This is a genomic window from Micromonospora cremea (assembly GCF_900143515.1).
Taxonomy (GTDB): Bacteria; Actinomycetota; Actinomycetes; order Mycobacteriales; family Micromonosporaceae; genus Micromonospora; species Micromonospora cremea.
Genome location: NZ_FSQT01000002.1, coordinates 28,461 through 55,256 on the forward strand (window position 1 = coordinate 28,461; position 26,796 = coordinate 55,256).

Annotated in this window: 24 protein-coding genes and 1 pseudogene; 11 read left to right on the forward strand and 14 right to left on the reverse strand. The window is 73.6% G+C overall.

Translation table 11 applies throughout. The annotated features are described in order from the left end of the window. Nucleotides 1-85: 85 nt before the first annotated feature. Together BUS84_RS13510 and BUS84_RS13515 are read right to left on the reverse strand one after the other, a co-directional pair. Complete coding sequence (locus BUS84_RS13510; protein ID WP_074312656.1) at nt 86-1,642, reverse strand: recombinase family protein; 1,557 nt, start codon at nt 1,640-1,642, stop codon at nt 86-88. Between the two features lie 47 nt (nt 1,643-1,689). Then, nucleotides 1,690-2,175: pseudogene (locus BUS84_RS13515) on the reverse strand (hypothetical protein); the annotation flags it as partial. 40 nt (nt 2,176-2,215) lie between these two features. Here BUS84_RS13515 and BUS84_RS13520 point away from each other — a divergent pair. After that, nucleotides 2,216-4,063 (forward strand): thiamine pyrophosphate-requiring protein, encoded by a 1,848-nt coding sequence (locus BUS84_RS13520; RefSeq protein ID WP_074312658.1) that lies wholly within the window; start codon nt 2,216-2,218, stop codon nt 4,061-4,063. Between the two features lie 96 nt (nt 4,064-4,159). On the opposite strand, the gene BUS84_RS13525 is transcribed toward BUS84_RS13520, so the two are convergent. The 4 genes from BUS84_RS13525 to BUS84_RS13540 form a co-directional block, all read right to left on the reverse strand. Then, nucleotides 4,160-6,358: a transglycosylase domain-containing protein gene (locus BUS84_RS13525; RefSeq protein WP_244298569.1), complete on the reverse strand. Its 2,199-nt coding sequence runs from the start codon at nt 6,356-6,358 to the stop codon at nt 4,160-4,162. A gap of 250 nt (nt 6,359-6,608) precedes the next feature. After that, complete coding sequence (locus tag BUS84_RS13530) at nt 6,609-7,376, reverse strand: hypothetical protein (RefSeq protein ID WP_074312662.1); 768 nt, start codon at nt 7,374-7,376, stop codon at nt 6,609-6,611. A 151-nt stretch (nt 7,377-7,527) separates the two neighbouring features. Then, nucleotides 7,528-8,634, reverse strand: coding sequence for an SPFH domain-containing protein (locus BUS84_RS13535; protein ID WP_074318772.1), 1,107 nt, complete (start codon nt 8,632-8,634; stop codon nt 7,528-7,530). Nucleotides 8,635-8,639: 5 nt separating this feature from the next. Beyond that, complete coding sequence (locus BUS84_RS13540) at nt 8,640-9,113, reverse strand: NfeD family protein (protein WP_074312664.1); 474 nt, start codon at nt 9,111-9,113, stop codon at nt 8,640-8,642. 130 nt (nt 9,114-9,243) lie between these two features. On the opposite strand from BUS84_RS13540, the gene BUS84_RS13545 reads away from it, so the two are divergent. Then, nucleotides 9,244-10,560, forward strand: coding sequence for a serine hydrolase domain-containing protein (locus BUS84_RS13545; protein WP_074312666.1), 1,317 nt, complete (start codon nt 9,244-9,246; stop codon nt 10,558-10,560). A 145-nt stretch (nt 10,561-10,705) separates the two neighbouring features. Here the strand turns inward: BUS84_RS13545 and BUS84_RS13550 are convergent, their stop codons facing one another. Beyond that, complete coding sequence (locus BUS84_RS13550) at nt 10,706-11,518, reverse strand: DUF3097 domain-containing protein (protein WP_074318773.1); 813 nt, start codon at nt 11,516-11,518, stop codon at nt 10,706-10,708. Between the two features lie 272 nt (nt 11,519-11,790). Between BUS84_RS13550 and BUS84_RS13555 the strand changes: the two genes are divergently transcribed. After that, on the forward strand, nt 11,791-12,585 hold the full coding sequence (locus BUS84_RS13555; RefSeq protein WP_074312668.1) for a hypothetical protein: 795 nt from the start codon (nt 11,791-11,793) through the stop codon (nt 12,583-12,585). Between the two features lie 133 nt (nt 12,586-12,718). Here the strand turns inward: BUS84_RS13555 and BUS84_RS13560 are convergent, their stop codons facing one another. From BUS84_RS13560 to fabG, 4 genes are all read right to left on the reverse strand, one after another. Beyond that, the gene (locus BUS84_RS13560; protein ID WP_074312670.1) at nt 12,719-13,498 is read right to left on the reverse strand and encodes an HAD-IIA family hydrolase; all 780 of its coding nucleotides are present in this window, start codon (nt 13,496-13,498) and stop codon (nt 12,719-12,721) included. 37 nt (nt 13,499-13,535) lie between these two features. Then, complete coding sequence (locus BUS84_RS13565) at nt 13,536-14,564, reverse strand: ferrochelatase (protein ID WP_074312672.1); 1,029 nt, start codon at nt 14,562-14,564, stop codon at nt 13,536-13,538. A gap of 121 nt (nt 14,565-14,685) precedes the next feature. Then, on the reverse strand, nt 14,686-15,453 hold the full coding sequence (fabI, locus tag BUS84_RS13570; RefSeq protein WP_074312674.1) for an enoyl-ACP reductase FabI: 768 nt from the start codon (nt 15,451-15,453) through the stop codon (nt 14,686-14,688). Between the two features lie 36 nt (nt 15,454-15,489). Continuing rightward, nucleotides 15,490-16,194 carry a 3-oxoacyl-ACP reductase FabG gene (gene fabG / locus BUS84_RS13575; protein WP_074312676.1) on the reverse strand — a complete coding sequence of 235 codons (705 nt, stop codon included), beginning with the start codon at nt 16,192-16,194 and terminating at the stop codon, nt 15,490-15,492. Nucleotides 16,195-16,349: 155 nt separating this feature from the next. Between fabG and BUS84_RS13580 the strand changes: the two genes are divergently transcribed. The 5 genes from BUS84_RS13580 to BUS84_RS13600 all read left to right on the forward strand — a co-directional run bounded on the left by BUS84_RS13580 (nt 16,350) and on the right by BUS84_RS13600 (nt 20,763). After that, nucleotides 16,350-17,588: a sensor histidine kinase gene (locus BUS84_RS13580; RefSeq protein ID WP_143728418.1), complete on the forward strand. Its 1,239-nt coding sequence runs from the start codon at nt 16,350-16,352 to the stop codon at nt 17,586-17,588. Continuing rightward, a complete protein-coding gene (locus tag BUS84_RS13585; RefSeq protein WP_074312678.1) occupies nt 17,585-18,247 on the forward strand; it encodes a response regulator in 663 nt (220 codons plus the stop codon). Before BUS84_RS13580 ends, BUS84_RS13585 begins: the two co-directional genes overlap by 4 nt. 99 nt (nt 18,248-18,346) lie before the next feature. Further along, nucleotides 18,347-19,246 (forward strand): alpha/beta hydrolase, encoded by a 900-nt coding sequence (locus tag BUS84_RS13590; RefSeq protein WP_074318775.1) that lies wholly within the window; start codon nt 18,347-18,349, stop codon nt 19,244-19,246. Further along, complete coding sequence (locus tag BUS84_RS13595; RefSeq protein WP_074312680.1) at nt 19,243-20,427, forward strand: acyltransferase family protein; 1,185 nt, start codon at nt 19,243-19,245, stop codon at nt 20,425-20,427. The genes BUS84_RS13590 and BUS84_RS13595 overlap by 4 nt, the downstream gene beginning before the upstream one ends. A 126-nt stretch (nt 20,428-20,553) precedes the next feature. Next, a complete protein-coding gene (locus BUS84_RS13600; RefSeq protein WP_143728419.1) occupies nt 20,554-20,763 on the forward strand; it encodes a hypothetical protein in 210 nt (69 codons plus the stop codon). Nucleotides 20,764-20,791: 28 nt separating this feature from the next. On the opposite strand, the gene BUS84_RS13605 is transcribed toward BUS84_RS13600, so the two are convergent. From BUS84_RS13605 to BUS84_RS13615, 3 genes are read right to left on the reverse strand one after another with little or no spacing between them, the layout of a single operon-like run. Beyond that, nucleotides 20,792-21,742 (reverse strand): VWA domain-containing protein, encoded by a 951-nt coding sequence (locus tag BUS84_RS13605; RefSeq protein ID WP_074312684.1) that lies wholly within the window; start codon nt 21,740-21,742, stop codon nt 20,792-20,794. Next, nucleotides 21,739-22,740 (reverse strand): DUF58 domain-containing protein, encoded by a 1,002-nt coding sequence (locus BUS84_RS13610; RefSeq protein ID WP_074312686.1) that lies wholly within the window; start codon nt 22,738-22,740, stop codon nt 21,739-21,741. Before BUS84_RS13610 ends, BUS84_RS13605 begins: the two co-directional genes overlap by 4 nt. Next, nucleotides 22,719-23,825 (reverse strand): AAA family ATPase, encoded by a 1,107-nt coding sequence (locus BUS84_RS13615; protein WP_074312688.1) that lies wholly within the window; start codon nt 23,823-23,825, stop codon nt 22,719-22,721. The genes BUS84_RS13610 and BUS84_RS13615 overlap by 22 nt, the downstream gene beginning before the upstream one ends. A 242-nt stretch (nt 23,826-24,067) precedes the next feature. On the opposite strand from BUS84_RS13615, the gene BUS84_RS13620 reads away from it, so the two are divergent. The 3 genes from BUS84_RS13620 (at nt 24,068) to BUS84_RS13630 (ending at nt 26,760) form a co-directional block, all read left to right on the forward strand. Further along, a complete protein-coding gene (locus BUS84_RS13620; RefSeq protein ID WP_074312690.1) occupies nt 24,068-24,298 on the forward strand; it encodes a hypothetical protein in 231 nt (76 codons plus the stop codon). Between the two features lie 358 nt (nt 24,299-24,656). Next, a complete protein-coding gene (locus BUS84_RS13625) occupies nt 24,657-25,235 on the forward strand; it encodes a PH domain-containing protein (RefSeq protein ID WP_425293484.1) in 579 nt (192 codons plus the stop codon). 43 nt (nt 25,236-25,278) lie between these two features. Continuing rightward, nucleotides 25,279-26,760, forward strand: a complete 1,482-nt coding sequence (locus tag BUS84_RS13630; protein ID WP_074312697.1) for a PH domain-containing protein — start codon at nt 25,279-25,281, stop codon at nt 26,758-26,760. Nucleotides 26,761-26,796 lie beyond the last annotated feature (36 nt).

Below are 26,796 nucleotides of genomic sequence, written 5' to 3' on the forward strand. Positions count from 1 at the left end.
CGCCCGGGCACCCGCAACGCCAGCCAAGTAATACGGAAGCCCCCCGTTGGCCTCAATCGGTTGGCGGGGGGCCTTTCCGTGTTTCTCAGGCGGCTTCCTTGGCCCACTTCGGCACAGGGACCACCTTCTTGCCCGGCTCATACGGCCCAGGCATGACCTTGATGGTGGTCACCAGGGTAAGCAGCGCCTCTCGACGCTCGGCCGGGGTGTACTCGTGCCACACGTCCCGCAGGACGCTGAACTTCTGCTGAGCGTAGGCGCCGGCAGCCTCGGACCGGGACACGGCGGAGTCCCGCTTCTCCTCGGCGGCCTCGATCTCCTTCTTCAGCACGTCCCGCCTCCGCTGGTAGTCCGCCTTGTCCAGGTCGCCCTCGGCGTACATCTCCTGGTATCGGGACAGCTTGGCCTTCAGCTTGCGGATCTCCCGCTCCAGCTCAGTAGCATCCGCCACCGCCTCACGGCCCGCCCGAAGGCGCTCCCGCCGCTCCTCGATGTCCTCGCCGCCCTCGGCCTCCCGGTCCAGCCAGGCGAGCACGTCGGCCTCGGCGCGGGTGTTGGACACCGAGTTGAACGGGTGCTCCTTGCGGTCGCGCGCCCGGTAGCAGGTCCAGGAGTGCTTCTTGTTCCGGCCCGAGTACACGGACACCATCGGGCCGCCGCAGCCCTCCCAGGCGCACGTCATGATGCCGGACAGGGAGTGCACCGCGGTCCGCAGGCGGGGCGCCATCGTCGCCTGCTCGTCGCGGCGCTTCTTGTAGGCGTCCCACGTCTCACGCTCGATGATCGGCTCGTGCTTGCCCTCGCGCCAGAGGTCGAAGCACCAGATCGAGCGCCCGTTGCTCCCGCCGGTATCGCTGGAGGTGGGCGGCTCGGTGCGCTCGCGGATCAGGCCGGCGGCGAAGCCGGTGTCCATCATTCTGGAGATCGACTGAAGGGACCAGCGGTTGCCCTTGACGGTGGTCAGCCCCATGGCGTTCCACTCCATGGCTAGGGCGCGCATGGACTCGCCGGCCACGTACCGCTCGTAGGCGTTCTTCAGGGCCTTCGCCTGGTCCTGGTTGACGGTGTAGCCGGTCCGCCTCTCGTAGTCGTAGCCGAACCGGGGAGCCCCGGTGTGCGGTAGGCCGTCGCGGCGCCGCTTGGCCTGCGCCTCCTTCCAGGAGTCGGCGATCATGTCGGACTGAAGCTCGGCGATGAGCAGCATCTGGTTGCGGCTGAACTTGCCGATCGACGTCTTGGGGTCGAAGTCCTCGGTCGCCGCCCGGACCTTCCCGCGCGCCTCGTCCTCGACCATGCTGAGGTAGATCAGCGACTCCTTCATGTTGCGGCCCCAGCGGGACCACTTCCACAGGATCACGATCTTCCAGTGACCCGCGTTGATGCCGGCCACGGTCTCGTTGACCCGGCGCTTGGTGAAGTTGCGACCCGACTTGTCGATGTCGTAGATCCAGGCGACGATCACCAACCCTTCGCGGTCGGTCAACGTCTTGATCGAGTGCTCCTGGATCTCGGGCGAGATAAGGTCGTCACCTCGCCCGTGCACATCCGAGACGCGGACGTAGCCGAGCACCCGCTTAGCGAGCGGGATACGCTCCAGCTCCTCCGGGGACACCAACCACTGGAGGCCCTGCTTCTCCGGCACAACCACCCTCCCTGACCTGGGGAAATGACGGGTGCACTTTAGCGCCTCCCACGTTTAGTGTGGTTGTTGACGTCCTCCAGGATCACCACCCGGCGTGCGGCGGCGAGCACCTCGGCCGCCGTTGGCAGCGGCCGGCGGTGGAACGACGCCAGCACCCCCCGGTGTACGTGGAAGCCGGTGGCCCGTTGCAGCACGTCCTGCGTCGCCGCGTAGACCGGCGCGTCGCCGGTGTCCAGGTCGGCGAGCTGGTCGATCCGCTTGGCGTCGACCAGGTACGACCGGGCCGGGTAGCCGGCGCGCAGCGCGCGGCGCAGCACCAGTTCGCCCTCGGCGATGAACAGGCCGTGCGGCGGTTCCCAGCGGGTGCGCAGTTCGACGTCGGTGAGCGCGCGGTAGTCGGCGATCCGGTCGTCGTTGGGGTCGGTGATCTGGTGGACGGGCACCCGACGATTCTGCCGGACGGCGGGCCCGGCGCTCCGGGGCCGGTCGAGACCGCGGCATCGAGGGCGTTTTGTCCGGGAGGGAAGGGGAATGGCGGGCGGCGTACCGGACCCGACGGGAAGGACCAGCCAGGTGAGCGCAGACCACACCGCGCCGGGCGAAGCGGGCACCCTGCCCCGGCATCCGACCGTCGCGGACCACATCGTCTCCCGCCTCTTCAGCTGGGGCGTGCACCGTTACTTCGGCTACCCCGGTGACGGCATCAACGGCCTCACCTCGGCGCTGCAACGCACCAACGAGCGGGCCCAGTTCGTCCAGGTGCGGCACGAGGAGACCGCCGGCTTCGCCGCCTCGGCGCACGTCAAGTACGGCGGCGGGCCGCTGGGCTGCGCGCTGGTGACCAGCGGTCCGGGTGCCATCCACCTGCTCAACGGCCTGTACGACGCCAAGCTCGACCATCAGCCGGTGGTCGCCCTCGTCGGGCACACGGCGGTCACCGCCGAGGGTGGCGGCTACTACCAGGAGGTCGACCTGCTCGCCCTCTACAAGGACGTGGCCGCGGCGTTCCTGGCCCAGCTCGACCACCCGGCGCAGGTCCGCCACCTGGTCGACCGGGCGTGCCGTACGGCGCTGGCCCGGCGTACCGTCACCGCGCTGGTGCTCCCCTCGGACCTTCAGGACGAGCCGGCCGTGCTGGACCCGCCGCACGCGCACGGCTACTACCAGACCAGCAACGTGCCGAGCAGCACGCCCACCGTGCCGCCGGAGGCCGACCTGCGTCGGGCCGCCGAGGTGCTGCGCGGCGGCGAACGGGTGGCGATGCTGGTGGGGCAGGGCGCGCTCGGCGCGCAGGACGAGGTCCGCGAGATCGCCCACCGGCTCGGTGCCGGGGTGGCGACCGCGCTGCTCGGCTTCACCGTCGTCGATCACCGGGAGCCGTGGGTGACCGGCGCGATCGGGCTGCTCGGCACCCGGCCGAGCTGGCAGCTGATGACCGGCTGCGACCGGCTGTTGATCGTGGGCAGCAACATGCCGTACTCGGAGTTCTACCCGCCGCCCGGCCAGGCTCGCGGGGTGCAGATCGACGTGGACGGCACCCAGCTCGGGCTGCGGTACCCGACCGAGGTGAACCTGACCGGCGATGCCGCTCCCACGCTGCGGGCGCTACTGCGCGAGCTGGGCCCCGGTCCCGGGCCGACCGCCTGGCGCGCCGAGATCACCGAGGCCACCACGGCGTGGCGCCGCGTGCAGCGCGACCTGGCCGAGCAGCCCGCCGACCCGGTCAACCCGCAGTTGCTGTTCAGCACGCTCAGCGAGCGGCTGCCCGAAGACGTGATGCTCGCCGTGGACTGTGGCACCGCGACCGCCTGGTACGCCCGGCACGTGCTGGTCCGCCCCGGGATGCTGGCCAGCCTGTCCGGCACGCTGCTGTCCATGGGCGGCGCCATGCCGTACGCGCTGGGCGCCAAGTTCGCCAACCCCGACCGGCCCCTCGTCGCGCTGATCGGCGACGGCGCGATGCAGATGAACGGGGTCAACGAGCTGATCACCGTGGCCAAGTACTGGCGGAGCTGGGCCGACCCACGGTTCGTGGTGCTGGTGCTCAACAACCGGGATCTGGCGTTCGTCAGCTGGGAGCAGCGCTCCAGTGAGGGGACGCCGATGTTCCCGGACAGTCAGCAGCTGCCGGACATCGGCTACCACCAGTGGGCGCAGGTGCTGGGGTTGCACGGCGAGCTGGTCGACTCCCCCGATCAGGTGCCGCAGATCTGGGAGCGGGCCCTCGCGGCCGACCGGCCCGTGGTGATCAACGCACTGGTCGACCCGGCCGAGCTGATGCTGCCACCGCACTTCACGGCCGAGCAGGCGCGCAAGACCGCGGCGGCGGTGCTGCGCGGCGACACCGACTGGGCCGGGATCATCCGACGCGGCCTACCCGCGACCCTCGCCAGCTACCGGCCCCGCCGCCGCGAGCGCTGACCAGCCCGCCCTCCGCGATCCTGCACGTGCCGCCCGGGCCTTTCCGGGCGCACCGACGACCGGGTACAGGATCGCGGGCAACGGGCGAGGCGGCGGTCAGCCGCGCCGGTCGAGCCAGCGCTGGAGCAGCGACCGGGGGTCGTCCCGGTCGGACCGGCGGTCGGGGACGACGGGAGCCCGCTCGACCGGACGGCGCGGTTCGCCGGCCAGCTCGCGGCTGGGCGCGACGAACGCCTTCTCCGGCTGGCCCTTGACGGCGGTGGCGATGACCCGGGCGACCGCGTCGATCACCTTTGCCTGCACCGCGGAACCCACCGAGTCGGTCGGGTCGTCCGGGTTGGCGGCGATGCCGGCGACCGCGACCTGCGGGGTGAAGCCGACGAACGTCTCGGTGGCGTTCTCCTCCGAGCTACCGGTCTTACCGGCCACCGGGCGGCCGTCGAGGATGTCGTTCACGCCGGTGGCGGTGCCACCGTTGCACTGCCCGTACGGCGACTGCTGCCCGACCGGGCAACGGGCGGCGTCGGCCGCGGCGCGGGCCACGTCGGCGTCGAGTACCCGCTTGCAGGAGGGCTGCCCGACCGGCACCTTCGCGCCCTTCGCGTCGGTCACCGAGATCACCGGCACCGGCGTGCAGTAGGTGCCCTCGGCGGCCACCGTGGCGTACGCGTTGGCCAGGTCCAGCGGGGTGGTGGCGGCCACGCCGAGCGTGAACGAACCCCAGTTGGCGGCATCGTTCTTGGCGAAGGCGGCGTCCGTGTCGGCGCGGAAGGTGATGCCCAGGCGCTGCGCCATCTCCACCACCTTGTCCTGGCCGACCTGCTCGGCGAGCCAGACGAAGTAGGTGTTCACCGAGCGGCCGAAGCCGTCCCACATCATCCGGTACCCGTCCATCCAGTCCGGGTTGGCGTTGGCCGGGCACCAGTGGCCGTCGCAGCTGCCCGGGCCCTCGGCGGCGTACCGGGTGGGTAGCTTGGCGGGCGCGTCGAAGCCGGTGGAGAGGGTACGGCCCGACTCCAGCGCGGCGAGCATGGTGAACAGCTTGAAGGTGGAGCCGGCCTGGTACCCGTCGACGCTGGCGCCGCCGGAGATCAGCGGGTTGACGGTGTTCGGGTAGTTGGCCTGCCCGGCGGGGTTGTCGGCCAGGCTGTAGTGCCGGTTGACCGCCATCGCCAGCACCTGCCCGGTGCCCGGCTGCACGGCGGCGATCGGCAGGGCGCGCTTGTTGTCGTACCCGTAGACCTTGGTGGCCTGCTGCTGCGCGGTGGCCTGGACCTGCGGGTCCAGCGAGGTGACCACCGTGTAGCCGCCCGCGCGCAGGGCCTGCTCGCGCTCCGGCACGGTCGCCCCGAACGCGGGCTGGGTCACCCACCAGCGACGCAGGTAGTCACAGAAGTAGCCCCAGTCGTCGTGGCCCTGAGCCACCGCGGTGCAGCCGTTGGGCTGCGCGGTGGGGTGCAGGGTCAGCGGCTCCGCCTTGGCCTGCGCGGCCTGAGCGGCGGTGATCGCCCCGGTGTCGGCCATCGAGTCCAGCACGTACGACCGGCGGGCCAGCGCCGCGTCGGAGTCCCCGTCGATCGGGCTGTACGCGTCCGGGGACTGCACCAGGCCGGCGAGCAGGGCCGACTCGGCGAGGGTCAGCTGCGCCGGAGGCTTGCCGAAGTATTTCTGGCTGGCCGCCGCGATCCCGTACGCGCCGGAGCCGAAGTAGGCGATGTTCAGGTACCGGTTGAGGATCTCGTCCTTGCCGAGGCTCTGCTCCAGCGCGCTCGCGTACCGGATCTCCTGGATCTTGCGCCCGATGGTGGGATCGGTGGCGGCGGCGCGCTCCTCGGCGGTGCGGGTGGGATCGGTCTTGAGCACGTTACGGACGTACTGCATGGTCAGCGTCGAGCCGCCCTGCTCGGTCTCGCCACCCTTGACGTTGGCCACCAGAGCGCGGGCCAGGCCGCGCAGGTCAGCGCCGCCGTGCGAGTAGAACCGCCGGTCCTCGGCCGCCACGATCGCCTGCCGCATCACCGGGGCGATGTCCGCCAGTGCCACGTCGGTGCGGTTCACGTCGTAGAACGTCGTGATCAGCGTCTTGCCGTCGTTGGCGTAGAGGTAGGAGCGCTGCGGGGTGGCCGGGGTGCGCAGCGAGTCCGGCAACGCGGCGTACGACCCGATCGCGGAACGGGTGGCGAGCCCGAGCAGCAGGTTGCCCGGCAACGCGGCGACCGCCAGGGCGAGCCCGGCCAGCAAGCCGGCGAGCAGCACGGTGAACAGCCGCGACAGCGGCGAGCGAGAGGCGGCCATGCTCCCCAGGATTGCCACGAAAGCCGCCAACCGACCACCCCCGGCCGCCGATTGTCAGCAACTTCACCGCCCCCCACCAGCAACTTCCCACCAAACCCCACTCCCCGCCCAGCCCCAACCCTGGTGATCATGAGGTTGGCGGGGAATTCGGTGATCGAACTCCCCGCCAACCTCATGATCGCTGAAGCGGGGCGGGCGCAGGGCCGAGCGCGGGGCTCGGGCCGGGCCGGCCGGGTGGGGTGGGGTGGGGTTAGGGGGTTGGGGTGGAGAGGCTGGCGCTGGCGGCGTCGCGGGCCGTTTCGCGGGGCATCAGGCGGCCGGAGCGGTAACCGATCCCGATGCCGGCGATGAGCACGAAGATCGCGCCGAACGTCTGCAACGAGCCGATCAGGGCGCCTCCCAGGCCGAGCAGCGGCGCCGCGATGATCAGCATGACGCCGTCGCCGAGGCTGAAGGTGCCCGAGCGGGCCACCGCCCACCCGGTGAGGACCCAGCCCACGCTGTAGAAGGTCGCGCCGACCAGGACCAGCGAACGCGCGGTGGTGCCGAAGACCGGTGTCTGTTCGGCGAGCCCGGCGAAGGGCAGCATCAGCACGGTGCCGGCGATGCTGACCAGCAGCCCGGCGGTGGCCACCCGGCGGCTGCGGGTCGCGGCCAGCAGCCCGGTGAGGGCCAGCAGCGCGAGCAGGCCGAGCCAGACCGCGGCCACCCAGCCGATCAGGTACGCCGCCTGGCCGTCCGCCGGATACGGGTCGTTGCCCACCCCGCCGTCGCTGGCCATCGCCATCGCGCCGTAGAGGATGGCGTACGCGGGCAGCAGCCACACCGCCGCCCGCGCGAATCGGCGTACCGACCAGGCCCAACTGGCGTTCGTTGCCGGCCCGGCCGGGGCCGGATCGCCGACGAACGGCAGTACGCCGAAGCCACCGCCGGTACGCCGGGAGCCCAGGGGGCCGGCGGGGTCGTGCGCGCCGGGCACCGGGGCCGAGGACCACATCCGATTCGCCGGATCCTTCATGCGTCACCTCGCTCGTCCACGAGCGGTGCGGGACGCGCCGGGGCGCCCCGATTGCCTGGTCACCACCCGTCCTAGGACTGATCGTGGCAGGCGTCGGAGCGCCCCATGAGTCTTTCTCGCATTTAGCCGGCCGGACGGCCGGCGTACTCGATCACTCGCGCTCGCGCTGGTCGGTCGGGTCGTTGACCAGGCTGGCCGGGGAGACCGGCTCCGGCGCGGGCAGCCCCTGCGGCCCCTTGCCGCCGGTGGCCTGCGCCTCGGCGACGCGTACCTCGTCGTGGATCTGCTGGGCGGCGGCCGCCGCGGCCTGTGCGGCCTCCGCGGCCTCGCGCTCGACCTGACTCGCGTGGTCGGCCGCCTCCGGCGCGGGCAGGTCCCCCACCATCTTGCTCAGCCCGCCGAGCGCGCCACCCATCCCCTCCAGAGCCTTGGTCAGCTCGGCCGGCACGATCCAGACCTTGTTGGCGCTGCCCTGGGCGATCTGCGGCAGGGCCTGCAGGTACTGGTAGGCGAGCACCTTCTGGCTCGGGTTCGCCTGGTGAATCGCGTCGAACACGGTCCGGATCGCCTTCGCCTGGCCCTCGGCCTGCAGAATCCGGGCCTGCCGGTCACCGTCGGCCCGCAGCACCGCCGACTGCTTCTCACCCTCGGCGGTGAGGATCTGCGACTGCTTGTGCCCCTCGGCGGTGAGGATCGCCGCGCGACGGTCCCGCTCGGCGCGCATCTGCTTCTCCATCGAGTCGCGGATGCTGGCCGGCGGCTCGATCGCCTTGATCTCCACCCGGGTCACCTTGATGCCCCAGCGGCCGGTGGTCTCGTCCAGCACCCCGGAGAGGTGCCGGTTGATCTCGTCCCGGCTGGTCAGCGCCCGCTCCAGGTCGAGCGAGCCGATCACGTTACGCAGCGTGGTGACGGTGAGCTGCTCGATGGCCTGCAGGAAGCTGGAGATCTCGTAGGTCGCCCGGACCGCGTCGACCACCTTGAAGTAGAGCACCGTGTCGATCGAGACCACCAGGTTGTCCGAGGTGATCACCGGCTGCGGCGGGAAGCTGACCACCTGCTCCCGCATGTCGACCTTGGTGCGTACCGCGTCGACGAAGGGCACCAGCAGGTTGAGGCCGGGGCTGAGAGTGCGCTTGTACTTACCGAGCCGTTCCACCACGTCCTGACGCTGCTGCGGCACGATCCGCACCGCCTTGGCCAGCGTCACGACAGCGATCAACGCCACCGCGAGCACCAGCACGCCTATGACCGTCATCCCGTTCACCCTCTCGCTTCCGGCAGCTCGCCGGCGGAAGAAACGTCGTCCTGCCAGACCAGGGCGGTCGCGCCCCGGACCTTTATCACCCGCACCCGTTGACCAGGTTCGTACGTCTGCGTCGTGTCGTACGGCCGGGCACTCCACAGCTCGCCGTCGATCTTGACGAGGCCGTGCTCGGTGTCCACCCGCTCCAGCACCAACGCTGTGGAGCCCTCGATCGCCTCCACGCCGAACGGCTGCTCGCCGCTCTCCAGAGCCGACCTCCGGTGCCGGCGGATGACGGGCCGGGCCACCAGCAGGCTCAGCGCCGACACCACCGCGAAGACCAGCGCCTGCACCGCCGCCGGCGCGCCCAGGGCCGCCGCGCCCGCGGCGGCGAACGCGCCCACCCCGAACATGATCAGGAAGAGCGTCGTCGTGAAGACCTCGGCGACAACCAGTAGCACACCCAGAACGATCCAGACCACGGCATCCACACCACGATCGTGACACGCAAATGCACGCGCGGCCGACCCGCGATGATCAGTAGGCTCGGCGAACCCCACCTGGCCCGCCGAAACACCCCAAGTTGGCGGCCCGCCCGAGCCGACGAGCGAGGAGATCCCGTTGACCCTGCTGCCCGAGACCGCCCGACAGATCGACGCCCAGGTGGCCCAGGCACAGGTCGACGGCCGTGCTCCCTCGCTGGTGCTGGGCGTGGTCCGCGACCGCACGCTGGTGCACCTGGCCGCCGCCGGCGAGCATCCCCGTCCGGACATCGACCTGCAGTACCGACTGGGCTCGATCAGCAAGACGATGACCGCCGCGCTGATCATGCAGTTGCGCGACGCCGGCCGGCTGGCCGTGAACGACCCGCTGGAACGGCACCTGCCGGGCACCGGCGTCGGCACGCTCACCCTGCGCCAACTGCTCGCGCACGCCAGCGGCATCCAGCGTGAACCGGAGGGCGACTGGTGGGAGCGGACCGCTGGCGCCGACCTGACCACCCTGCTCGCGGGGCTGACCGCCGACAAGATCGCCTACCCGGCGCACGCCACGTACCACTACTCCAACCTGGCGTACGGGCTGCTCGGCGGGGTGCTCGAACGGCTCACCGGGACGCCCTGGGCGGACCTGCTCGGAGAGCGGATCCTCACCCCGCTGGGGATGCGCCGCACCACGTACGCGGCCACCGAACCGTTCGCCCGCGGCTACGTCGTCCACCCCTGGCACGACACGCTGCGCGAGGAGCCCCGTACCGACACCGGGGCGATGGCCCCGGCCGGGCAGCTCTGGTCGACGATCGAGGACCTGGGCCGCTGGGCGGCGTTCCTGGCCGACCCGGACCCGTCGGTGCTGGCCGCCGAGACGCTGACCGAGATGTGCTCCCCCGTGGTGATCAGCGACCTGGAGTCCTGGACCCACGGGCACGGCCTCGGGCTGGAACTCTTCCGGGAAGGCGACCGGGTGTACGTCGGGCACGGCGGCTCCATGCCCGGCTACCTAGCATCGCTGGCCGTCCACCGGCCCACCCGCACCGCCGTGGTCGGCTTCGCCAACTCGTACGGCCTGCGCACCGGGCACCTCGGCGCGCTCGGCCGGCGGCTGCTCACCCTGGTGCTGGACGCCGAACCGGCGCCGGTCACCCCGTGGCAGCCGGCGGCAGCCGTACCGCCCGCCGAGCTCGCCGAGCTGACCGGCCGCTGGTGGTGGATGGGCACCGAGATCGAGGTGTCCGCGGACGCCGCCGGCGAGCTGCGCGCCGGCCCGGTCGGCGGCGCGCCGGACCTGCGCTTCGTCGCCGAGGGACCGGACCGCTGGCGGGGCCGCGCCGGTGGACAGGACGGCGAGATCCTCACCGTCCTGCGCGACGAGCAGGGCCGGGCGGTCGCCCTGGACATCGCCACCTTCGTCCACACCCGCACCCCCGACCAGGAGCCCTGACCCGCTGCCCTGACGGTCGGCTACCGGCGAGATCGGTCCTCCCGGCGGCCGCCTCCTGCCCAAGATCCGCGCAACATCGCGGAAGTTGCGCGATCTTGGGCCGCGCCGGCGGGGCGCGGGGTGGCGCGGGCGCGTAGCGGGTCGGTCAGGCTGGCTCGGTGACGAAGTCGATGAGGCGTTCCATGGCGTTGATCAGGGGGGTCTCGACGTCGGCGAAGCTGTTCACCCGGGACAGGATGTGCCGCCACATGTCGGCCGGCTCGGCCACCCCGAGGGCGGCGCAGACCCCCTCCTTCCACGGCCGCCCCGGCGGCACCACCGGCCACGCCGCGATGCCCAGCGCCGCCGGCTTGACCGCCTGCCAGACGTCCACGTACGGATGCCCGGTCACCAGCACATAGGGCGAGGTCACCCGGGCCACGATCCGGCTCTCCTTGCTGCCGGGCACCAGGTGGTCGACGAGTACGCCGAGTCGCCGGGTCGGGCCGGGGGCGAAGTCGCGCACCTCGGCGTCGAGAGCGTCGATGCCGTCCAGCGGCTCCACGACCACGCCCTCGATCCGCAGGTCGTCGCCCCAGATCCGCTCGACCAGCGCCGCGTCGTGGATGCCCTCCACCCAGATCCGGCTGGCCTTGGCCACCTGGGCGCGGACGTTGTCCACCGCCACCGAGCCGGACGCGGTGCGCCGGCGGGCCGCCGGCACCGGCGCTCGGGTCGGGCGGCGCAACGTCACCGGGCGACCGTCGAGCAGGAACGCCGCCGGCAGCAGGGGGAAGTTGCGCCGCCGGCCGTGCCGGTCCTCCAGCACCACCGCACCGGCCTCGAAGCCCACCACCGCCCCGCAGAACCCGGAGTCGGCGTCCTCCACCACGAGATCCGGCTCGGCGTCCACCTCGGGGGTGACCTTCCGCCGCCGCCAGTCGCCCGCCAACACGTCCTCGCCGTATCGCCCCACCATGTCGATCACGCTAACCCCGCCACCCCCGGCCACCATCCCGACACACCGCCGCGCCCTTCACCCCCACCGTCCACCCCGCCGATCAGGGAGTTGCGGTGCCCCGCGAAACGCCACGAATCAGCCGGGACCGCCCACCGCTGCCCCATGATCGACCCGAGCAGAGGGCGAGCCGTGACGGGCCAAGAGTGGGGCGAAGGGGGCAGTTCGGGGCAGGCAGGGCGGCCGGAGCGGCAGTCGAGACAGGGCCGCCGGTGACCACGTACCCTTTCGGCATGTCCACCCCCACAGCGGGCGCGGCCACACTCACGCCGCGCCGGTCGAGCCGGTTCGTCGCCTGGGTGCGCGCGTGGCGCGCCGGGTTGGTGCCGTACGACGAGGTCGCCGACGCCATCGCCGGCGACGAGGAGCACCTGGTGGCGGACGCCCCCGGCACCTGGACCGACGTCCCGCTGGGTGCCGCGCTGCCCACCCTGGCCAAGCTCTCCCCGGACGAGATCCGCCTGGTGCTGCCCGCTCCGGGCGACCCTCGGGGGCTGCCCGGCCCCGGCGACTTCGCCGGCGCGGCGCTGGTTGCGGGCGAGGCGGTGGTGGCCGGTGGGCTCGGGTTGATCCCGCAGGTCCGGCTGCACACCTCCGGCTCGGGGGACTGTTTCGAGACGGTGCTCTGGCGGGTCTACCCGCTGCCGGCCAACGCGCCCGCCGCCTCACTGTCGCTGCCCGGCGCCGCCGAGGCGGAGGCCGAGCTGGCCGCCGCGCTGGCCGAGACCACCGCTGCGTTGACCCGTCTCGACGTCGCCCAGTGGCGGCCCGAGCTGGCCGGGGCGCTGGCCGCGCTGCGCCGCCCGGACGGCGCCACCGACCTGCCACCCGGCTTCGACCCCCGGGCCCGCCGACTCTTCGCCCGCGCCGCGGTGCTCGACCGGGTGCTCGCGCTGGCCGGGCACTCCGCGCCCGGTGGCGCGATCAACAACTACGAGGCGCAGCAGCGCGACGCGGCGCTCCGCCCGCTCACCACGGCCTGCCGGCAGGCGCTGGTGGCCGCCTGCAACGCCCCGCTGCGCCCCTGACGGGAGGCAACAATGCTCGGCACCGCAGTCTTTCTGCTATTCGCCGCCGCCGAGATGCTGTTCTTCGTCTGGATGATCATCGTGGTACGCCGGCAGCACCGGCGTATGGCGGCGACCCGCCGAGGCCGGTCGGTCAGACCTCGTCAAGCAGGTCCGCGACCGAGTTGATGATCCGCGACGGGCGGTACGGGTAGCGCTCCGCCTCGGTGCGGCTGCTGATCCCGGTGAGCACCAGGATGGTCTCCAGCCCGGCCTCCAGGCCGCAGAGGATGTCGGTGTCCATCCGGTCGCCGATCATCGCGGTGCTCTCGGAGTGCGCGTTGATGGTGTTCAGCGCCGAGCGCATCATCATCGGGTTCGGCTTGCCGACGAAGTACGGCTCGACCCCGGTCGCCTTGGAGATCATGGCGGCGACCGAGCCGGCGGCGGGCAGCGCACCCTCCGCCGACGGGCCGGTGACGTCGGGGTTGGTGCAGATGAACCGGGCCCCGTCGTTGATCAACCGGACGGCCTTGGTGATCGCCTCGAAGCTGTAGGTGCGGGTCTCACCGAGCACCACGTAGTCCGGGGCGAAGTCGGTGAGCACGTAACCGACCGCGTGCAGCGCCGTGGTCAGCCCGGCCTCCCCGATCACGTACGCGGTGCCGCCCGGCCGCTGGTCGGCGAGGAACTGGCCGGTGGCCAGCGCCGAGGACCAGATCGACTCCTCCGGCACGTCCAGCCCCATCCGGCTCAGCCGGGCGGTCAGGTCGCGCGGGGTGTAGATCGAGTTGTTGGTCAGCACCAGGAACGGCTTGCCCGAGGAGCGCAGCCGGTTGATGAACTCCGGTGCGCCGGGCACCGGCTGGCCCTCGTGCACGAGCACGCCGTCCATGTCGGTCAGCCAGCTCTGCACGGGCTTACGGTCCTGCATTCGGTGATCCCCGGGGTGTCGGTGGGCGGGTGGACGGTCAGGGGCGGCGGGTCGGCACGCAGCACACGGTGGGGCAGGTGTCCCACATCGGCAGCTCGCCCAGGCGGCGGCGCAGCTGCGCACCGTCCGGGTCGATCCGCTCGGTGACCAGCTCGCGCACCATGGCCACGAAGCGCGGGTCGATGCCGGGGGTGTCGGCCCGGACGAAGTCCAGGCCGAGTTGCTTGGCCGTCTCCAGCGCCTCGGTGTCCAGGTCCCACACCACCTCCAGGTGGTCGGAGACGAACCCGATCGGGCTGACCACCACGCCGGTGGTGCCGCCCTGCGCGAGGGTCGCCAGGTGGTCGTTGATGTCCGGCTCCAGCCACGGCACCTGCGGCGGACCCGAGCGGCTCTGCCACACCAGGTCGTACGGCAGGTCGGGGGCGGCGGCCGCGGCCACCAGCCGGGCCGTCTCGTGCAGCTGCGCCTCGTACCGGCCGCCGTGCGGGCCTGCGTTTGCCGCCATCGAGGTGGGGATGGAGTGGGCGGTGAAGACCAGCCGGGTGGTGTCCCGCTTCGCCGGGTCGAGCTGCCCCAGAGCGGCCCGGACCGCGTCGACGTGCGGTTCGACGAAGCCGGGATGGTCCCAGAACTGGCGCAGCTTCTCGATCACCGGGGCGTCCGGGCCCACCGCGGCCCGGGCGGCGGCGATGTCCTCCTGGTACTGACGGCAGGACGAGTAGCCGCCGTACGCGCTGGTGACGAAGGCGAGCGCCCGGGTGACGCCGTCGTCGCGCATCTGGGTCACGGTGTCCGCGAGCAGCGGGTCCCAGTTGCGGTTGCCCCAGTAGACGGGCAGGTCGAGACCGTGTGCGGCGAAGTCGGCCCGGACGGCGGCCAGCAGGTCACGGCACTGCTGGTTGATCGGGGACACCCCGCCGAAGTGCAGGTAGTGCTCGGCGACCTCGGTCAGCCGCTCGGGGGGCACGCCCCGGCCCCGGGTCACGTTCTGCAGGAACGGCATCACGTCCTCGGGCCGCTCCGGCCCACCGAAGGACACCAGCACCACCGCGTCGTACGCCATGGGGTCCATTCTTGCCTCCCGGCCGGGACTGCCCGGCGACGCCCCCTGGTCCGGGTGATCCCCGGTGTTGAGAAGGGCCCCCTGCTCTACCGCAGGCGTTGACAGGGGGCCCGTCCCTACGTCAGGCGCCGATGGCGTGGTAGCCGCCGTCGACGTGCACGATCTCGCCGGTGGTGGCCGGGAACCAGTCGGACAGCAGCGCCAGGCAGGCGCGGGCGGCGGGCTCCTGGTCGGTGAGGCTCCAGCCGAGCGGGGCCCGCTCGGTCCAGGCGTCCTCGAACTGGTCGAAGCCGGGGATCGACTTGGCGGCGATGGTGCGCAGCGGCCCGGCGGCGACCAGGTTGCTGCGGATGCCCTGCTTGCCCAGGTGCAGCGCCAGGTAGCGGGACGCGGACTCCAGGCCGGCCTTGGCCACGCCCATCCAGTCGTAGACCGGCCACGCCTTCGTCGCGTCGAAGGTCAGGCCGACCACCGCGCCGCCGGCGGACATCAGTGGCAGCGCCGCCATGGCCAGCGACTTGTACGAGAAGGTGGATACGTGCAGGGCGGTCGCCACGTCCTCCCAGGGGGCGTCGAGGAAACCGCCGCCCAGGCAGCTCTGCGGGGCGAAACCGATCGAGTGCACGACGCCGTCGAGCCCGTCGACGTGCTCGCGGACCCGGTCGGCGAGGTTGGCCAGGTGCTCCGTGTTGGTCACGTCCACCTCGATCACCGGGGCCGGCTCGGGCAGCCGCTTGGCGATCCGCTCGACCAGGGAGAGCCGGCCGTAGCCGGTGAGCACGACCTGGGCGCCGTTCTCCTGAGCGAGCTTCGCCACCGAGAAGGCGATCGAGGCGTCGGTGATGACACCGGTGACGAGCAGCCGCTTACCGGCGAGCAGTCCGGACATCCGGGGGTTCCTCCGTACGTTGTCGAAGAGCGCTGGTCAGTGGCCCATGCCGAGGCCACCGTCGACCGGGATCACGGCACCGGAGACGTACCCGGCGCTGTCGGAGGCCAGCCAGGTGACCACCGCGGCGACCTCTTCCGGGCTGGCCATCCGGCCGGCGGGGATGGACTTGCGGATCTCCGCCTTGCGGTCCTCGGGCAGGACGGCGGTCATGTCCGTGTCGATGAAGCCGGGCGCCACCACGTTCGCGGTGATGTTGCGGCTGCCCAGCTCCCGGGTGATCGAGCGGGCCACGCCGACCAGACCGGCCTTGCTGGCGGCGTAGTTGACCTGCCCGGCGCCGCCGGCGAGGCCGACCACCGAGGAGATGAAGATCATGCGGCCCCACTTGGCGCGGAGCATCTTGCCGGAGGCGCGCTTGGCGACCCGGAACGCACCGGTGAGGTTGGTGTCCACCACACCGGTGAACTGCTCCTCGGTCATCCGCAGCAGCAGCGTGTCGGCGGTCATGCCGGCGTTGGAGACCAGCACCTCGACCGGCCCCAGCTCGGCCTCGACGGCGGTGAACGCGGCGTCGATCGAGGCCGCGTCGGTGACGTCGGCCCGTACGCCGAACAGCCCTTCGGGGGCGTCGCCGCTGCGGTGGGTGACCGCCACCCGGTCGCCCTGCTTGGCGAAGGCCTGCGCGATGGCCAGGCCGATTCCCCGGTTTCCCCCGGTCACCAGCACGGTACGGGCCACTGTTCCCCCTTGCGAATGGTCAGCACGGACGCGTCGGAGCCTAGGCGTTACCGGCAGGTAAGCGCTAACGGGAGTCGCGTCACACTGGGGTACGACACCGGGATCAACCCCTGGTGGCACGCCGCGCAGGGGTGCCGGCCCGTAGCCTCGCGATGGTGAACCGGCACCCGATCGCCGTGGCCCTGCAGGCCCTGCGGCAGACCCTGCTGGGCCGGGACGCCCCGCCCGGCCGACCGCTGCTGGCCCGCTGGCCCAGGCTGGCCCGATACGCCGCCCCGGTCGGGCTGCTCGCCGCGCTCGGCCTCTTCTGGATCACCCTCGCCGTGGAGAGCGACTGGGGCCTGCCGACGCCGATCGCGGTGCTGTTCGCGGCGATGACCGTGGCGCCGCTGCTGGCGCTGCCCCGGCGTCCGCTGCTGGCCTGGCGGCTGACGGTGCTGGCCCTGCTGGTGTGCACGTTCAACGCGCCGGCCGACACGCCCGGCCCGTGGACCCCGCCGCTGGCGCTCGGGTCGATCGTGGTGGTCGCAGTGGTCGTCGCGCGGGTCGACCGGCCGGTGCTGGCCTGGCTGGTGGCGATCACCGCGGTGCCGGTGCTCACCCTGGTCAGAGCCGAGAACCGGGCCGCCGTCCTGGCACTGCTCGGCGCGCTGGCGATCGTCGGTGACCTGATCCGGCGTAACCGGCTGTCCCGGCACGCGCTGGCCGCGCAGACCGAGCTGAGTGAGCGGGAGCAGGAGCGTCGCGCGGTGCTGGAGGAACGCACCCGGATCGCCCGGGAGATGCACGACGTGGTGGCCCACCACATGTCGCTGATCGCGGTGCAGGCGGAGACCGCCCCGTACCGGCTGACCGACGTGCCGGCGCCGGCGGCCGCGGAATTCGTGGCCATCGCCGCCTCGGCCCGCGACGCGCTGACCGACATGCGGCGGCTGTTGGGGGTGCTGCGCAGCGAGTCGACCGGGCCGCAGACCGCGCCGCAGCCGGACCTGACCGACCTGAATGCGATGGTGGACGTGGCACGTCGAGCCGGGGTGCCGGTGACCCTGGACGCCGGGCCGGACGACGGCGGACGGGTGCCCGCGCCGGTCGGGCTGGCCGCGTACCGCATCGTGCAGGAAGGCCTGGCCAACGCGGCCCGACACGCGGCCGGCGCCGCGGTGCGGGTCACCGTCCGCGCCGGTCGGTCCAGTCTGGGGGTACGCGTGCAGAACGCGCCGCCCGACGACGTGCGCGCCCGGCCGGACACCGAGGCGGACGCCGGGCATGGGCTGACCGGCATGCGGGAGCGGGCCACCTCGCTGGGCGGTACGTTCACCGCCGGGCCGCTGCCCGACGGGGGTTACGCGGTGACGGCCGAGCTGCCGTACGACTCGGAGAGCGGGGACCGATGATCCGGGTTCTGATCGCGGACGACCAGGCGATGGTCCGGCAGGGCTTCGGCGCGCTCCTCGCCGCCCAGCCGGACCTGCTGGTGGTGGGTGACGCCGCCGACGGCGCGCAGGCCGTCGCCGCCGCCCGCCGGCTCGATCCGGACGTGGTGCTGATGGACGTGCGGATGCCGGTGCTGGACGGGCTGGCCGCCACCCGCAAGCTGCTCGGCGACCGGTCGGCGCAGCGCCCCCGGGTGCTCATCCTGACCACCTTCGACCTGGACGACTACGTGTACGAGGCGCTGCGCGCCGGGGCCAGCGGCTTCCTGCTCAAGGACGCCCCGGCGGCCGACCTGGTGCAGGCGGTGCGGGTGGTGGCGGCCGGGGATGCGCTGCTCGCCCCGGCGGTCACCCGCCGGCTGATCGCCGAGTTCGCGGCCCGCCCGGACCGTCGCCGACCCCGCCCCACCGACCTGGCCGCACTCACTCCTCGGGAGACCGAGGTGCTGCGGTTGATCGCCCGGGGTCGCAACAACACGGAGATCGCCGGCGACCTGGTGGTGGCCGAGCAGACGGTCAAGACGCACGTCGGGCGGATCCTGGCCAAGCTGGGGCTGCGCGACCGGGCCCAGGCCGTGGTGCTGGCGTACGAGACGGGTCTGGTCGCCGCGGGCGAGTAGCTCCACGGAGCCAGCCCGGGAACGGCTCCCCGGGACGACGCGCGAGCGCCGCCCACCAGCGCACCCTGCCTCCGGAGAACATTCCGGAGGGAGAACATGATGCGACGACGACGTGCCGGCCGACTGGCGCTGGCCGCGCTGCTCGGCGTGAACCTCGTGCTGCCGACCCGACCCGAGCCCGTCGCGGCGGCCGGGTTCGTCGAGGCGTACCCGGTCACGGCGGCGGCGATGCGCGCGGCCGGCCCGCCGTACGCGGACTGGGCAGCCGGCGGGCGCCGGTTCCTGATGTTCGATCCGCGCGGCGACGGCCGTGCCGTCGAGGTGCTCGGCGACCTGGCCGACGCGGACCGGATCGCGGTGCTGGTGCCCGGGGTCGGCAGCACGCTGGCCGACTTCGACCGTGGGCTGAGCGGGGTGGCCCGCCGGGCGCCGGCGGAGCAGGCCGGGCAGCTGTACCGGGAGCTGCGGGCGGCCGACCCGACGGCGCGGGTCGCGGTGCTGGCCTGGCTCGGCTACGACCCGCCCGACGGGGTGATGACCGCCGCCACCGGCACCAGCGCCCGGCGGGGCGCGGACGGCCTGGCCGCACTGCTGCGGGAACTGGCCGGGCGCCGCCCCACCGCGACGATCACCCTGGTCGGGCACAGCTACGGGGCGCTGGTGGTGTCGCTGGCCGCGGCGCACGCCCCGCCGCAGGTCGGTGACGTGGTCAGCCTCGGCGGGATCGGCGCCGGAGTGCAGCACGCCGACGAGCTGCGCGGCGGGCGGCGGTTCTGGGCGGCCGAGGCGCCCACCGACTGGATCCGGCGGGTGCCGTCGGTGCGGCTGCCCGGCCTCGGGTACGGCCGCCGCCCCGGCGACGCGGCGTTCGGCGCCCGGCCGTTGCCGGTGGGTGGGGTGGCCGGGCACGACGGCTACCTGGTGCCGGGCAGCGCCACGTTGGTCGCGGTGGCGGCGGTCGTGCTGGGCGGCGCCGACCGGGACGGGAACGCCCGGTGAGCCGCGACCGCGCGGTCGACGCGCTACGGGCGTACGCCATCGGCGGGGTGGTGCTCGGGCACTGGCTGGTCACCGGGCTCGTGCTGGCCTCCGACGGCGGGCTGCGCCAGGCCAGCCCGCTGACCGCGCTGCCTGATCTGGCGCCGGTGACGTGGGTGTTGCAGACGCTCGGGTTGTTCTTCTTCACCGCCGGGTTCGGCTCGGCCCGGTCGCTGGCGCGCCACCGGGGCGGGCCGGGCGGCTGGCTGTCCCGCCGACTGCGCCGGCTGCTGCTGCCCGCGCTGGCGTTGCTGGGCGCGGGTTCCGCCATGCTGCTCGCCGCCACCGTCGCCGGCATCCCGGACGACACGCTCGCCGTCGCGCTGCGGCTCGCGGTCAGTCCGCTGTGGTTCCTGCTGCCGCTGCTGCTCCTCGTCGCGGCGACCGGCCCGCTGCGCGCCGCCGTCGCGCGGTGGGGGGTGGCCCGCTGCGTCGCGCCGGCGGCGGCCGTGGTGGCGGCGGCCGACCTGGCGGTCCGGCTGCTGCCGGCCGGCACCGACCTGCCGCCGGTCACCGTGGTCGCGGCCTGGGCGGTGCCGTACCTGCTCGGCCTGGCGCACGCCGAGGGGCGGCTGGCCGGCCGGCGGGTGGCGGGTGCGCTGGCCGCCGGCGGGGGCGCGGCGTTGGCCGCGCTGCTGGCGTTGGGCTATCCGCTCAGCGCGGTCGGGGTGCCCGGGGCCGGGGTGTCCAACCTGAACCCGCCGTCGCTGCTGGCGGTGGCGCTGGCCGTCACCCAGGTCGGGGTGGGGCTGCTCGCCCGGCCGGCGCTGGAACGGCTGCTGGCCCGTCCGTTGCCGGGCCGGGCGGTGACCGAGGTGAACCGGAACGCGGTGCGGATCTACCTGTGGCACCAGCCGGTCCTGGTCGCGGTGACCGCGCTCGTCGCCCGCGGTGGGGTGGCCCTGCCGGGGCTGCACACCGCACCGGACTCTCCGGGCTGGGTGCTCGCGCGGTTCTGCTGGCTGCCGCTGTTCGCCGCGGTGCTGGTCACGCTGGTGCGGGCGAGCCGCCGGCCGGCCCGCCGGACGGGGTGGCGACGGCCGGGCGGTGGAGGGGTCGCCGGCCGGTCGGCCGAGTGCGTCCCGTCGGCACTGCAGGTGTACGATGATCGACGTTCCGGCCCGCCCGACTTCAGGAGGTGATCGCTGTGCGAGATAGCGATCCTCCCAGTCGTGGCCGGGCCGATGGTCAGCCCCGCTGAGCCACGACTCAGTCTGGTGAGCTGACCCCGCTCCGCTCCCCGCCACCCGGCCCACGCCGAGGTGCGCGTGCCGCGCCGTCCGATCCCGGACGGTCGCCGGGAGCCGCCCGGTCACGACTTCGTGTGCGCGTCCCCACCCCTGCGGTCCGCCCCCGCACGCGGACCGTCCAGCCGCCACCCGGAGCCGTCCATGAGCCGCTACGTCGCCCCGCTGGGCTTCACCCTCGCCGCCGTCTGGGTGGCCATCGTCTTCGTGCTCGCCGGCGGCGGGCACTGACCCACCACCAGCCCGGGCACCGCCCGCCTCACAGCATCCGGGACGACCAGAGCAGGCTGAGCGCGCCGGCGCAGAGCGCCAGCAGCAGCGCCACCCCGGCGTACCACTGGGTCACCTCGCGCGGCTCGGTGCGGAACCCGATCGAGCTGCCCATGTCCTGGTAGACCTGCTTCAGCTCGCTCACCGAGGCCGCCTCGTAGAAGTAGCCCTCGGTGGTCTCGGCCAGCTCGGCCAGGGCCAGCCGGTCCACCGGCACCCGCTGGAGCTGGCCGCCGATGTCGACCTGCCCCGTGTCGGTGCCGAAGGCGATGGTGGAGACCGGCACGTTGGCCGCCTGCGCGGCCGCCGCCGCCTCCTCCATCGACCGGCCCGACGTGCGGAACCCGTCGGAGAGCAGCACGATCCGGGCCGGTGGGATGCCCGCCGCGCCGTCGGCCGGCACCGACCGGATCGCCTCCAGGCAGGTGAACACCGCCTCGCCGGTCGCGGTCGCCTCGGCGAGCACCAGCCCGTCGATCGCACTGGTCACCGCCGCCCGGTCCTTGCCCGGTGGCACCAGCACGTTGGCCGCCTTGGCGAACGACACCAGCCCCAGGTTGTAGCTCTCCGGCAACTCACCGACGAACTGTTTCGCCGCTTCCTGGGCCGCCTCCAGGCGGTTCGGCGCCACGTCGTCGGCCTGCATCGACAGCGACACGTCGATGGCGAGCATCACGGTGGCCCGCTCCAGCGGCTCCTTGGTGTCCACCGCGGGACGGGCCAGCGCGGTGGCCAGCACCAGCAGGCAGAGCAGGAACGCGGTCGCCGGGACGTGCCGCCGCCAGCCCAGCCCCTTCGGCGCCACGGTGCGCAGCAGATCCACATTGGTGAAGCGCATCGCGTACGCCCGGCGGTTCAGCTGCCGCCAGAGGTAGAACCCGGCGAGGGCGAGCACCGGCAGCACAGCCAGCAGCCACCACGGTTGCATGAAACGGATCATCTAGTCGTCCCCCGGGTGCGGGCGTGCCGCTGCGCGGCCACGAAACGCACCATGTCCAGCAGCCAGTCTCGGTCGGTACGCAGGCGCAGGTGGGCGGCGCCGGCGCCGCGCAGCGCGGCGGCGATCGCGGCCCGCTGGGCGGCGGCGGCCTCGGCGTAGCGCTGACGCAGCCGCGGGTCGGCGGTCTGCACCTCGTGCAGCTCGCCGCTCTCCGGGTCGACCACCGGCAGCACACCCACGTCGGGCAGCTCCAGCTCCCGTGGGTCGACCACCTCGATCGCCAGCACGTCGTGCCGGACCCGCAGCTTGCGCATCGGCCGGGACCACTGCTCGGCTGGCGCGAGGAAGTCCGAGACCACCACGGCCACCCCCCGCCGTCGGGGCGGGCGGTTGAGCATCTCGATCAGGGCGCCCAGGTCGCCCCGGCCGGGCTGGATCGCGGTGCCGGCGACGGCGCGCAGCAGGCCCTGCGCCTCCTTGCGGCCGGAGCGGGCCGGCAGGCGGGTGAGCACTCCGGGCCCGGCCGGCGGCGGCCCACCCCGCCAGCGCCGGGCCGGGGCGGGCGCGCCGCTGCCAGTGCCGATCACCGCGCCGATCCGGTTACCGCCGCGCACGGTCAGGTGGGTGATCGCGGCGGCGGCGGCCACCACGACCTCCCGCTTGAGCCACTGCCCGGTGCCGAAGTCCAGGCTGGCCGAGAGGTCCAGCGCCAGCCAGGTCTCCAGCTCCCGGTCAGCCACCGTACGTCGCACGTGCGGCGTCGTGGTCCGTGCGGTGACCGGCCAGTCCATCCGGCGCACGTCGTCGCCGGGGCGGTACTCCCGCGACTCCCCCGCCTCGCTGCCCGGCCCGGGCAGCAGGCCGGCGTAGTCGCCCTGGAGCAGACCGTCGAGCTTGCGGGTGACCAGCAACTGGAGCCGGGACAGCACGGCCTCGCTGCGGTCGGGGACGGGGGCGGGTCGAGGGGTGGATGAGGTCACGGCAGCTGCCCGGGCCAGCCAGCGCCCGGCGGCGGGGCGGTCGACGACGGGCTGGCCTGCTGCCGGGGGGCGACCGCCGGGAGCGGGATGGTGGACATCACCCGGTGCACGATGTGGTCGGCCGGCACGTCGTCGGCGAGCGCGTCGTAGCTGAGCACCAGCCGGTGCCGCAGGATGTCCGGGGCGATGTCCTGCACGTCCTGCGGCAGCGCGTAGTCCCGCCCGCGCAGCAGCGCCAGCGCACGGGTGGCCCGGACCAGCCCGAGTGAGGCGCGCGGGCTCGCCCCGTACTGGATCAGCTGGGCGACGTCGGGCATGCCGTGCTCGGCCGGCGCGCGGGTGGCCAGCACCAGCCGGACCGCGTAGTCCACCAGGGCGTTGTGCACGAAGACCTGGTCCGCCTTGCGCTGCAGGGCGATCAGGTCGGGCGTGTCGAAGATCGCCGCCGGCTCCGGCGAGGCGACGCCCATCCGGTAGACGATCTCCCGCTCCTCGGCGTCGGTCGGGTAGCCCACCACGATCTTCATGAGGAACCGGTCCCGCTGCGCCTCCGGCAGCGGGTAGACGCCCTCCTGCTCGATCGGGTTCTGGGTGGCCATCACCAGGAACGGGTCGGGCACCCGGTGGCTCTCCCCGCCGATGGAGACCTGCCGCTCGCTCATCACCTCCAGCAGCGCCGACTGCACCTTGGCCGGAGCCCGGTTGATCTCGTCGGCGAGCAGGAAGTTGACGAAGACCGGGCCCAGCTCGACGTCGAACTTCTCGCTCGACTGCCGGTAGATGCGGGTGCCCATGATGTCGGACGGCACCAGGTCCGGGGTGAACTGCACCCGGGCGAAGGACCCGCCGACAACCTTGGCGAGGGTCTCCACGGCCAGGGTCTTGGCCACCCCGGGCACCCCTTCGAGCAGGCAGTGGCCGCGGGAGAGCAGCGCGACGAACATCCGCTCCACCATCCGGTCCTGCCCGACGATGACCCGTTTGATCTCGAACAGCGCCCGCTCCAGCAGGGTGGCGTCCTGCGCGGGTGTGGTCACCGGCGCGGGGTCCGCCGGGGCCGCCCCGTTCGGCGTCGGGGCGTCGGGCATGGTCGGCTGGGCCACCGGTCCTCCACAGCGTTGGTCGGTCGTCGCGGCTGGTGCGGTATCAAGACTCGCACGCCTTCCTGAGTGTCGAGGCGGGGAGAAGCCGATTTTCGCCGCGCCGTCCCCAGCAGCCGAATCGCCCGTCGCGGGGTGGACACGGACCGGCCCGCCGCGTGTACCATTCACCCCGTCGCCGGGCGGCTCCCCCCGTGGCCGCCCGGCGCTCAAGCCCTCCGGCCCGCCGCCCTAGACTGGCCCGGATGAGCAACCCCTCTCCCGCCGGCGAGGCCCTGATCTGCTCGGCCCGCGGCTGCCGCGCCCCCGCTGTCTGGGCGCTGGAGTGGAACAATCCCCGTCTGCACAACGCCGAGCGGCGCAAGACCTGGCTTGCCTGCGGCGAGCACCGGGGCAGCCTCGGCGACTTCCTGGACGCACGCGGCTTCCTGCGCGCCGTCAATCCGGTGCCCGGATCGCCTACCCTCGACATGTGAGCGCGCAGCGAGCGAACAACTGGGCACAGCAGCGTGGCGTCTCGCGCCGCCGCCGAGCGGAACGAGGCGGCAGCGTGAGCGCGCGGAACGGATCCCATCGGTGAGCGCGGAGGACCGCGCCGACCCACCGGCCTCCCCCGGCCCCGCCTCCCCGTCCTGGCCGCCCACCCCGGCCACCGCACCACCTCCACCGCCCGGCGTCCTGCCGCCGCCCGGCGCGTTTCCGGCGCCCGGCACGCTCGGCCCGGACCCTGCCCCGCCCGACGCGTCATCACCCGCCCCGCTGCCGCCCGGCGCCCTACCATCGGCCGGCGGGTACGACGCCGACCCCCGCCCGCCCGACCTGCCAGCGCCCGGCCTGTTGCCCTCCGGCCCGTCGTCGGCCGCCGGTGCACCGGGCGCGGCCTCCGGCGTACCCGGCCCTGTGTTGACGGACGGGTCGGTGGGGCGGGGGCCGCTGGAGCCCTGGCCCGACACGGTCCGCTGGCAGCCGATCTCCTCCGACCTGATCTGGGTGGAGCTGATCCGGCTGGCCGTGGTGCTCGCCATCGGGCTGGCGGTGACGGCGATCGGCTGGGCATTGAGCGGTCAGGGCCTGTTCGGGCTGGCCCTCGCCGCCGTGCTGGTGTTCGGCGCGTGGCGGGCCGTGGCGATCGTCCGCGCGGTCCGCGCGTGGGGGTACGCCGAGCGGGAGGACGACCTGCTGGTCCGGCACGGGCTGCTGGTCCGGCGGCTCTCCATCGTGCCGTACTCCCGGATGCAGTTCGTCGACGTCAGCGCCGGGCCGCTGGAGCGCGCCTTCAACCTGGCCACCGTGCAGTTGCACACCGCGGCGGCGGCGAGCGACGCCCGGGTGCCGGGGCTGCGCCCGGCGGAGGCGTCCCGGCTACGCGACCGGCTCACGGCGCTCGGCGAGGACCGGGCGGAGGGGCTGTGAACGCGCGTCCGGGCGACCGCCGGCCGCGCCGGGGGCCGGCCCGATGACCGACCGTCCCGCCGAGCCGGGCACCGGACCGCCCCGACCACCAGGCGGTGCGCCTCCGACCGGCCCGCCCCCGGGGGGCGCGGCGCCGCCCTACACGCCCGGCGGCGCGGCACCCTATCCGGCTGCGCCACCCGGGGTGCCCTGGCCGGCGGCGGGTGGCGACGGCGAGCCGCGTCAGCGACTGCACCCGCTCAGCCCGCTGTTGCACGGGGCCAAGTCGCTGGTCGTGGTGATCGCCGGGCTGTCCTGGTCGACGCTGTCCCGGGTCGGCTTCGGCTGGTTCGCGGCCATGGTGGTGGTGCTGGCGCTCGGCGCGACCGTGCTGTCGGTGATCAGCTGGTACAACACCGGCTACCACGTGGTGGGCCGCGAACTGCGGGTGTACGAGGGGCTGCTCTGGCGGCGTACCCGGGCGATTCCCCTGGAGCGGTTGCAGGCCGTGGAGGTGGTCCGGCCGCTGCTCGCCCAGCTCACCGGCCTGGCCGAGCTGCGGCTCGAGGTGGTCGGCGGGGGCAAGACCGAGGCGCCGCTGGCGTACCTCGGGGTGACCGACGCGGCCCGGCTGCGCGAGCGGCTGCTGGCGCTCGCCGGCCGGGCGTCACAGCCGCCCGCGCCGGGCCTCACGGCGCCCTCGACGGCCCCGGGGGCGGTGCCGCCGGCCGCGCCGGGCCGGCCGCTGCACGCGGTACGCAACCAGAGCCTGCTGGTCAGCCAACTGCTCACCCCGCAGGCGTTCCTGCTCCCGTTCGGCCTGGCCTTCGTCGTGGTGCAGTTCGTCACCGCGGGGTCGTGGTCGTTCGTCGCGGTGGCGAGCACGCTGACCGCGATGGCCGGTGTGCTGCTGCAACCGATCCGCCGGGTCCTCGACGACTGGAACTTCCGGCTGGCCCGCGACGGCGGCACGCTGCGGGTGCACAACGGCCTGCTGGAGACCCGGGCGCAGACCGTGCCGCTGGACCGGGTGCAGACCGTACGGGCGACCTGGCCGCTGCTCTGGCGGATGAAGGGCTGGCTGCGGCTGCGGCTGGAGGTGGCCGGGTACTCCGTCGCGGAGGCCGACGACCGCAACCGGCCAGACCGCCTGCTGCCGGTCGGTGACCTGCCGACCGCGACGATGATCGTCACCGAGGTGCTGCCGGGCGTACGCCTCGACGCGCTGGCGCTGAGCCCACCGCCGCCCCGGGCCCGCTGGGTGCACCCACTGGGCCGGGGCGCGCTCGGCGCCGGCCTGTTCGAGCGGGTCTTCGCCACCCGGTCCGGGCTGCTGACCCGGCAGGTGGCGATCGTGCCGTACGCCCGGATCCAGAGCGTGCGGGTGGTGCAGGGGCCGGCGCAGCGCCGGCTCGGGCTGGCCACCGTCCACGCCGACACCGCGGGTGGGTCGGGCGCGGCGGCCCATGACCGGGATCTGGCAGAGGCGTGGGGCCTGGCGGCCGAGCTGACCGCCCGCGCGCACGCCGCCCGCCGCTCCGGCTGACCCGTTCCGCCGCGGCCGGCCGATCCGGCCGACCTG

What these genes read in the sequence shown, in the direction of transcription:
- fabI (WP_074312674.1), bottom strand. Translation starts at nt 15,453, where the DNA reads ATGTCCGGACTGCTCGCCGGTAAGCGGCTGCTCGTCACCGGTGTCATC.
- BUS84_RS13530 (WP_074312662.1), bottom strand. Translation starts at nt 7,376, where the DNA reads ATGAAGGATCCGGCGAATCGGATGTGGTCCTCGGCCCCGGTGCCCGGC.
- BUS84_RS13535 (WP_074318772.1), bottom strand. Translation starts at nt 8,634, where the DNA reads ATGACGGTCATAGGCGTGCTGGTGCTCGCGGTGGCGTTGATCGCTGTC.
- BUS84_RS13565 (WP_074312672.1), bottom strand. Translation starts at nt 14,564, where the DNA reads ATGGCGTACGACGCGGTGGTGCTGGTGTCCTTCGGTGGGCCGGAGCGG.
- BUS84_RS13590 (WP_074318775.1), top strand. Translation starts at nt 18,347, where the DNA reads ATGCGACGACGACGTGCCGGCCGACTGGCGCTGGCCGCGCTGCTCGGC.
- BUS84_RS13555 (WP_074312668.1), top strand. Translation starts at nt 11,791, where the DNA reads ATGTCCACCCCCACAGCGGGCGCGGCCACACTCACGCCGCGCCGGTCG.
- BUS84_RS13525 (WP_244298569.1), bottom strand. Translation starts at nt 6,358, where the DNA reads ATGGCCGCCTCTCGCTCGCCGCTGTCGCGGCTGTTCACCGTGCTGCTC.
- BUS84_RS13585 (WP_074312678.1), top strand. Translation starts at nt 17,585, where the DNA reads ATGATCCGGGTTCTGATCGCGGACGACCAGGCGATGGTCCGGCAGGGC.
- BUS84_RS13620 (WP_074312690.1), top strand. Translation starts at nt 24,068, where the DNA reads ATGAGCAACCCCTCTCCCGCCGGCGAGGCCCTGATCTGCTCGGCCCGC.
- BUS84_RS13630 (WP_074312697.1), top strand. Translation starts at nt 25,279, where the DNA reads ATGACCGACCGTCCCGCCGAGCCGGGCACCGGACCGCCCCGACCACCA.
- BUS84_RS13550 (WP_074318773.1), bottom strand. Translation starts at nt 11,518, where the DNA reads ATGGTGGGGCGATACGGCGAGGACGTGTTGGCGGGCGACTGGCGGCGG.
- BUS84_RS13560 (WP_074312670.1), bottom strand. Translation starts at nt 13,498, where the DNA reads ATGCAGGACCGTAAGCCCGTGCAGAGCTGGCTGACCGACATGGACGGC.
- BUS84_RS13605 (WP_074312684.1), bottom strand. Translation starts at nt 21,742, where the DNA reads ATGATCCGTTTCATGCAACCGTGGTGGCTGCTGGCTGTGCTGCCGGTG.